Consider the following 7,500-nt stretch of genomic DNA (forward strand, 5'->3'; position numbering starts at 1 on the left):
TGGCTCCGACCAGGCATTCTGCCAAAGCCAGGACATGCTGGCGTTTGGGCAGCAAGCACGGTTGATCCGTGCCACGGCGGCCGAAGGAAGTTTCTCCATCAAGTGATTGACTGAGGTGTGGCGGCCGAATTACGTTCGGTAATATGGCACCTGCCGAGACCGCACAGGTCGCGCTGATCCTCAAGGTCGCGACCCGGCTGTTCGCCGCGCTGGGCTACGACGGCACCTCGACGCGCCAGATCGCCGACGCGGCCGGGCTCAACATCGCCACCGTCAACTACCACGTGGGCGGCAAGCGTGAGCTCTACCTCGCCGTCATGGAGCGCGCGCACCAGGCGGAGAAGGCGGCCCTGGAGCAGGCGCTCGGCCGGCTGCCGGGCGACGACCCCGCGGCCGGGATCCACCGGCTGGTCGACGACTACCTCGACTTCTGCGTGGACAACCCCGAGGTGCCCGCCCTGTGGATGCACCGATGGCTCTCCGACGCGGGCGACATCACCGAGCTGGAGCGCCGCTACGTGCGGCCGCTCTTCGCCGCGGTCACCGCCACCATGCGGCCCATCGCCGAGTCGGGGCTGATCGACGCGAGAGTGGACCTCGAATACGCGATGTGGACGGTCGTCTGGTCCGTGCACGGCTTCGCCAAGGGCGGAGTGCTCGACGACCAGGGCCGCCGCAGAGGGGCCGGCGACCGGGCCGCGCTGCGCCGCTTCCGCGCCCACCTGCACCTGACCCTGCACCGCATGCTCGGCCTGCCGGGCGACCCCCGGTGAGCTGTGCCAGTAGCTCTCGCAACGAAGGAGCCGCGTGAACCTTCCCCCGACCGGACGGACGGCCGAGGACCTGCTGGCCGAGATGGCCAGGCTCAAACAGCACGACTTACCGGTGCGCGGCGGCCAGGTGACCGCGTACGTCTACGACACCGGGCGGGCCGAGGTCGGCGCGGCGGCGGCGCGGGCGTACGTCGAGATGCTGGAGGTCAACTGCCTCGACCCGACCGCGTTCCCCAGCGTGGTCGAGATGGAGCGGCAGGTCGTCGGCGCGGTCGCGGACCTGCTCGGCGGCGGCCACGGCATCTTCACCAGCGGCGGCACCGAATCGATCATGCTGGCGGTCAAGGCCGCCCGCGACGCCGCCCGGCGGTCCCGCCCCAACCTCGTGCTGCCGGTCACCGCCCATCCCGCCTTCCACAAGGCGGCGCACTACCTCGGGATCGAGGTCGTGCCGGTGCCCGTGGACCTGGCGACGTACAAGGTGCGGGCCGGCGACGTCGAGGCCGCGATCGACGCGGACACGGTCCTCGTGGTCGCGTCCGCGCCCTCCTACCCCCAAGGGGTGATCGACCCGATCGAGGAGGTCGCCGCCGTGGCCGCGGGCGCGGGCGTCCCGTGCCACGTGGACGCGTGCGTCGGCGGGTGGCTGCTGCCGTGGTTACGGGAGGCGGGCGCGGCGGTCCCGCCGTTCGACCTGTCCGTGCCGGGGGTCACGTCCGTCTCCTGCGACCTGCACAAGTTCGGGTACGCCCCCAAGGGCGCCTCGGTGGTGCTGTTCGCCGATCCGGCGATGCGGCGCCGGGCGTACTTCGCCTCGGCGGCCTGGCCCGGTTACACGATCATCAACGCGACCGTGCAGAGCTCCAGGTCGGCGGGGCCGCTCGGCGGCGCGTGGGCCACGTTGCAGGCGCTCGGCAGGCAGGGGTACGTCGAGCTCGGCCGGGCCGCGCTGGAGGCGACGGCCAGGCTGCGCGAGGGGATCTCCGCGATCCCCGGGCTGCGCGTGCTGGGCGAGCCGGAATCGTCGCTGGTGGCGTTCACCGGGGACGGGATCGACGTGTTCGTGCTGGCGGACGAGGCCAGGGCGCGGGGCTGGTTCCTGCAACCGCAGCTCTCCTACGCCGGCATCCCGGCCAACCTGCACATCACGGTCACGGGGGTGACGGCGGCGGGGGTGGAGGCCATGCTGAAGGTCATCGCCGAGTCGGCCGAGGCCGCCCGGCTGCGCGGCCCGGTCGTGCTGCCCGGCGGGCTGGTGGAGCTGGTGGCGGGGCTGGACCTGGATGCGCTGGACGACGCCGCGTTCGCGGAGCTGGCCGCGTCGGTGGGCGTGGACCTGCGGCCGGGGGCGGGTCAGCCGGAGATGGCGACGGTCAACGCCGTGCTGGACGCGCTCCCCGCCGCGGCCAGGGAGGCGGTGCTGGTGCGCTTCCTGTCGATCGTCTACGGCTCGTAGGAACGCGAAGGCGCGGCGCCGTGGCGGGCGCCGCGCCCGTGCGGGGGCCTTGGATCAGGCGGTGGGGCAGGTGTAGGACCACGCCGTCGTGGCGGCGGTGGCGTTCGGGGCGAGGATCTCGAGCGTGATCTCCCCCGCGCTGGTCGGGGGAGCGATCGCCGAGACGCCGGCCGTCACGGGATGGACGCCCGCCTTGTCGAGCTGGACGGTGGTGCGGCCCTCGGGCACGTTGCCCTTGATGACCCACTGGTAGGTCAGCGTGGTCGGACCCGTCACGGTGATGTCGGCGAAGACATCGACGGCGGGGCTGGACCCCAGCGCGCACGTCGCGTTGTCAGGGGCGGTGCGCAGGTTGGAGATCGACGCCGTCGCGACGGTGTCCTTGCACGTCACCATGGTGGAGGCGGTGTTGGAGCGCGTGTGGTTCGGGCCGACGATCTCGATCCAGCGCTTGACGCCGCCGCTCTCGGACGCGGTCACCGTGTGGCTCACGCTCTGGGCGGCGGAGTGGCGGGGGAAGTACAGGGACATGACGGGGCCGCGGTAGCCCGGACCGGCCCAGCGGTACTTCACGGTCGTGCTCGCGCCGTGGGCGTCGACGATGCCGTGGAACTTCCTGCCGACCGGGCAGCTGCCCCGGTAGTCGGCGGGAGCGCTCACCGCGGCCGTCGCCCTGGCGTCGGCCTCGCACCGCACCTCGTAGTACGCCCGGCCGGAGTAGGTGTGGCCGGGACGCACGATCTCGAGCGCCACCCAGCCCTTGTGGCTGCCGCCGGGCTTGAAGGAGTAGTGGACCCTGCGGTCGTTCCAGACCTTGACGCTGCCGGAGTCCACGACGCGGCCGTTCCGCAGCCAGCGGTACTTCACCCACGAGGGCTTGCCGACGCGGATCGAGCCGACCGCGTCGATCCGGGAGTCGCAGGAGCTGGTGTAACGGTCCACCTTGACGTGAGCCTTGACCCAGGGCCTCTGAGCCGGCTTGAGCACGACCTGCTTCTCACAGTCGACCGAGAAGTAGCCCTTCTTGGAGGTCACCTTCCGCGGCGAGAGGACCTGCAGCGCCTGCCAGTTCTTCTTCACGTCCTTCTTGAAGGTGGCGGACTCCTTGAAGGTGACCCACCTGGCGCTCTTGCCCTTGAGCGTGTAGGACTTCACCTTGCTCTTGGAGCCGTCGCCGTGCAGCCAGCGGTAGACGACCCGCGTCTTGCTGCTCGTGGGCTTGATCTTCACCTTCGAGGAGAAGGTGACCTTGACCGGGCATCCTCCCTCGTAGTCCTTGGGGGAGGCCTTCGGCGTCGCCACCGAGACCTTCGGCTTGGCGGCCGTGGTGCTCGCAGCCGCGGCGGGAGTGACAAGCAATCCGGTGACCATGGTCCCGGCCATGGCCAGGCCGGCGCCCACCGCCGCCAGCCTGCGGAATAAACCCTTCGAGGTCGTCAAGGCGTTGCTCCGTTCAGAAAGAGACTATGCCGCGAAGCGGCAGCCGCCCGGCCCGATCTGTGCCGGGGCACGGCAGAGCTTCGGCAAGCCTCCTTACCTAATCACGCGCAACCCGCTGTATCACTCCTTTTCGATCACGATATTCGTCTCATTATCGCTACCTTTCGGTGGCGTTCACCGGCGACCGTAACGCGATCCGCGAGTCCGAGCAGCGCACCGTCCCACCCCGTCCAGCCTTAGGCGAAGAAGGGGCGCGGGCCGATGAGAAGGCCCGCACCCCTGTCGGACTTCCGCGACGGATTCCGGCGAGCCGACGACACGAGCTCGCTGCCGGAAGAGGACGCCGCCTATCTCGCGATCAGCCGCCCCGTGGTGTACTGCGCGTTGCCGATCCGCATGAAGCCGATGTAGCAGCCGCCGCTGCTGACCCAGCGCCTCACTCCGCCGGTCACGACCTGGCCGGCACTGACATATCCGTTGAAGACCCGTCGCCCGGCGGTGTCGCACAGCGCGACATACAGACCGACGTAACGCTTCGGACCACTTCTCTTGTGATAGTAGGTCCTGATAAATGTCGTCTGATTCACCCCGCCGACCACGATACAGAGAGGCGAGCCGGAGATGTCATTACACCTCTGCCGCGCGGCCGCCGCGTCCGCTGATGTCGGCGCCATGGTCAACGCCGTTACGGTCGCCGCGAGAATCGCGGTGACAGATCGTTTCACAGACATGTGAATATTGCCCCCTTGCCGAGTGTTGCCCTGCTGTGGCACCTTTCAGGCGATTATCACGCTATCGACCGCAGAATGGCGGGCACAGGTCAGTGCCAGGACATTTACCGGCCATCAGAGAACGGGAATCCCCTGATTTCCGCCGCTGGGCCGTGGCCATCCGCTCGGTGCTGCAGGTCGCCATCACGTCTCCGGCACGGCACCGGCATCCGCCGGCTCGACCCAGACGACGCGGTGACCACCCCTGACGACGTGCGTGCCGCACCGGGCGCCGAGGCCCGCCACGAAGCCCCATCCCCGCGACGCAGACGTCATCCCCCTCCAAAGGGATATGTCCGGCTCTCCGTTGTGCAGCTTTGATCCCGTCGAAATCCTGAGCATGATCCTGCATGCCTTCGCGAGGAGACGCTGCGGCACGTTGGTCCCAGATATGACGCGATTCACACATGGGCGCATCCTGCACATGTAAGCCGACGACAAGTAGGCGAGGTGGCGGCAGGGTATGAACTTCATTGACGAGCTATGTGCCGAACTAGAGGCCGCTCAGGAAGCGGGGCCCGTCGAAGGCCGCCGTGACTCGGCGAGTTGCGGACAGCCGGTCCAGTGGTGACGGCATATCGGCTCGGCGGGAACGCTGGTGTAGCGAGGTACGCCGAACCAGACGATGATGCCGCCGAGGACGAACAAGCCCCCACAGATCAACATGCCGGCGTCGAACCCGCGGTCGAGGGCGGCCGGATTGTTCGCGGCCTCCTGCGGCAGCCCTGCCAGCAGCGGAAGGGCGGCGACGACGATCAGGCCGGCCGCCCGGGCCACCCCGTTGCTGACGGCGCTGGCGGTGCCGGCACGCGCGTCGGGGACAGCACCGAGCACGGTGGCGGTGATGGGCGGCGTGATCATCGGGATACCCAGCCCGACGAGCGCCACCACCGGCAGGACGTGGGACAGATAGGCAGCGTCTGGACCGATCCGGGTCGCCAGGAGAAGCGCAAGCCCGCACAGGAGAGCACCCGCCGCCAGAGGAATGCGGGGACCGGTCCGCGTAGTGAGAGTTCCGCCCCACGCGGACAGGACGAGCGTCAGCACGGTGAGAGGAAGCAGCGCCAATCCGGTTGCCAGGGTGCTGTAGCCGGCGGTGACTTGCAGTTGGATCGGCAGCAGGAAGAACAGCCCGGCCAGCCCGCCGTACAGGAAGAAGCCAGCCAGATTGGCGACGCTGAACGAGCGAGAGGAGAAAAGTCCGAGCGGCAGCATGGGTGCTCGGCTACGCCGCTCGATCCATACGAAAGCCAGAGAGGCCACCAGCGCGAGGAGAGCGGCGAACGCCGCCGCGCCGAGGTCATCGACGGCCCGGATCAGCGCGAAGGTCATCGCTCCCAGGCCGAGCGCCGCCAACACCGCCCCGGCCACATCGAACCTGCCGGAAAGCTCGCTGTGACGGCTTTCCGGCACATGAGCGACCAGCATCCAGGCGAGCAACGCGGAAACCGGGACATTGATCAGAAACACCCACCGCCACCCCGCCACATCCACCAGCACCCCACCGAGCAGCGGCCCCGCGGCGCCGGCCATCCCGCTCATCCCCGACCACCACCCGATCGCCCGGGCTCGATCATCGGGATGGAACGACGACTGGATCAGGGCGAGCGAACCCGGCACGACCAGGGCGCCGCCGATCCCCTGCAATGCGCGACCGACGATCAACCACTCCAGGGTCGGCGCCACACCACACAACAACGACGCGGCCGCGAACCACGCCACGCCGATCAGATAGACGCGCCGGCGCCCGAACCTGTCGCCCAGGCCGCCCCCGAGCAGGATCAGCGCGGACAGCGTGAGCGTGAACGCATTGACGGTCCACTGCAGGCCGGCCAGCGACGCGTCCAGGTTCCGCTCGAGCGCCGGCAATGCCACATTGACCACCGTCGCCTCGAGCAGCACCAGTCCGGAGCCAACGGCGGTGATGACGAGTGTCCACCGCCCTGCCGGTGTGCCCAGCCGAACGGGCGCCGGGATCCCCGGGCCTGGCGGGGTCGTCACGTCGATGTTCCCTGTTCGCATCGCGGCCGGGCAACGGATCCGAGCGTGGCCCGACCACCAGTCGGAGGACATGTCCTTAGAGCGTGTCCTGAGGCCATACGATCATCCTCCTGCGCTTGGGCGACGGCCCCACTGGACGAAGTGAACCAGGTGACGTCTTCCATACTTTTCGCTCAAATTGTCGAAACTATCGACCGCCGAGCGGCCGGCACAGGTCAGCATCAGGACAATTACCGGACACACCGCAATATGAACTCGCGGAGTCACGGATCTGCTCCCGGCACCCGGGTTGCATGCTGAGGAGATGACATCGCAGGTCGCCCGGCTCCGGCTCGGAGTGCCGCTGTCCCTGTCCGGCAAGTACGCCCGGTTCGGTGAGCAGGCCAGGCTCGGGCTGGAGATCTGGCAGGCCGCCGAGGACGGTGTGGAACTGGTCGTCGAGGACGATCACAGCGATCCCGACGTGCTGGAGCGGGTGCTGCGCGGGCTGGCGGCCCGGTGCGACCTGCTGCTGGGGCCGTACTCCACGCATCTCATGCGCAGGGCGGGACGGGTCGCGGCGGCGCTGGACCTTCTGGTCTGGAACCACGGCGGGGCGGGTGATGACGTGCAGACCGCGCATCCCGGTCATGTCGTGTCGATCCCGGCCCCGGCCAGCGCGTACGCGGAGCCGTTCGTGCGGCGGCTGGCCGAGGACGGCGAGCGCGACCGGTTGTGGGTCGTGCCCGGCAAGGGAGGCTTCGGACGGCAGGTGGCGGCGGGCGCCGAGCGGGCCGCGAACGAGCGCGGCATCCCGGTGACCGTGGCCGGGCCCGGCGACGCGCTGCCCGCCGGCGGGTCGTGGAACCTGCTGTGCTGCGGGGCTTTCGAGGAGGACGTCGAGGTGCTGCGGCGGGTCTCGAACCCGCGGGTGGTCTGCGCCGTGGCGGCGGGCGTGCGGGCGTTCGGGGAGGCGGTCGGCGATCCGCGCGGGATCTACGGGGTCGGTCAGTGGTTCCCGAGCGAGGGCGAAACGGGCGGGAGCGGGACGGTGGTCGAGGGCGGGACGGTGGTCGAGGGC

General features: G+C 69.5%; 6 protein-coding genes. 3 read left to right on the forward strand and 3 right to left on the reverse strand.

All coding sequences use genetic code 11. The features are described from left to right. Positions 1-143: 143 nt before the first annotated feature. Both E1292_RS33800 and E1292_RS33805 read left to right on the forward strand, forming a co-directional pair. Positions 144-773: a TetR/AcrR family transcriptional regulator gene (locus tag E1292_RS33800; protein WP_132600599.1), complete on the forward strand. Its 630-nt coding sequence runs from the start codon at positions 144-146 to the stop codon at positions 771-773. Positions 774-807: 34 nt separating this feature from the next. Continuing rightward, positions 808-2,229, forward strand: coding sequence for a pyridoxal phosphate-dependent decarboxylase family protein (locus E1292_RS33805; protein ID WP_246090519.1), 1,422 nt, complete (start codon positions 808-810; stop codon positions 2,227-2,229). 54 nt (positions 2,230-2,283) lie between these two features. Here the strand turns inward: E1292_RS33805 and E1292_RS33810 are convergent, their stop codons facing one another. The 3 genes from E1292_RS33810 to E1292_RS33820 form a co-directional block, all read right to left on the reverse strand. Beyond that, a complete protein-coding gene (locus tag E1292_RS33810; protein WP_132600602.1) occupies positions 2,284-3,669 on the reverse strand; it encodes a hypothetical protein in 1,386 nt (461 codons plus the stop codon). A 347-nt stretch (positions 3,670-4,016) separates the two neighbouring features. Further along, the gene (locus E1292_RS33815) at positions 4,017-4,394 is read right to left on the reverse strand and encodes a hypothetical protein (RefSeq protein WP_132600605.1); all 378 of its coding nucleotides are present in this window, start codon (positions 4,392-4,394) and stop codon (positions 4,017-4,019) included. A 549-nt stretch (positions 4,395-4,943) separates the two neighbouring features. Next, positions 4,944-6,512, reverse strand: a complete 1,569-nt coding sequence (locus tag E1292_RS33820) for an MFS transporter (RefSeq protein WP_220447185.1) — start codon at positions 6,510-6,512, stop codon at positions 4,944-4,946. Between the two features lie 232 nt (positions 6,513-6,744). Here E1292_RS33820 and E1292_RS33825 point away from each other — a divergent pair. After that, positions 6,745-7,500: ABC transporter substrate-binding protein (locus E1292_RS33825; protein WP_165974874.1), on the forward strand; the 756-nt coding region annotated here is incomplete at its 3' end.

Origin of the sequence: Nonomuraea deserti (genome assembly GCF_004348685.1) — a bacterium.
In the GTDB taxonomy this organism is placed as follows: Bacteria; Actinomycetota; Actinomycetes; order Streptosporangiales; family Streptosporangiaceae; genus Nonomuraea; species Nonomuraea deserti.